Raw genomic sequence first — 426 nt, forward strand, 5'->3', positions numbered from 1 at the left:
TGATCGCAATCTACAACCCTGGCACAACAGCAACCATGATTGATGGTGCATTCTTCCAAGACGAAGTTGAAGAACGCAAAATCATGGCTGTACCAATGGTGTTCCAAGACAACGAACATATCGGTCAAGGTCGTATGACATTGGAAGAGATTGTTGCGAAGCTCGATACTAATTCTGCAGCGAAAGATGCTGAAAAGCTGAATGCTAAAGATGCATTTGATGTACTTGTGATTGGTGGTGGCCCTGCAGGTAATACCTCTGCAATCTATGCAGCACGTAAAGGCATCAAAACAGGTATCGTGGCTGAGCGCATGGGTGGTCAGGTCATGGATACCATGGACATTGAAAACTTTACATCAGTGCAAAAGACGCAAGGTCCTAAGTTTGCTGCTGAAATGGAAGCACATGTTCGTGAATACGGTGTCG

The 426-nt window shown here is 45.3% G+C and carries 1 protein-coding gene; it reads left to right on the forward strand.

Annotated elements, in window-relative coordinates:
• A partial coding sequence (locus tag AC1M9C_RS14965) for an FAD-dependent oxidoreductase (RefSeq protein ID WP_481953981.1) occupies positions 1-426 on the forward strand: 426 nt, incomplete at both ends.

The sequence above is a fragment of the Acinetobacter sp. 24-47-39 genome (assembly GCF_056783825.1).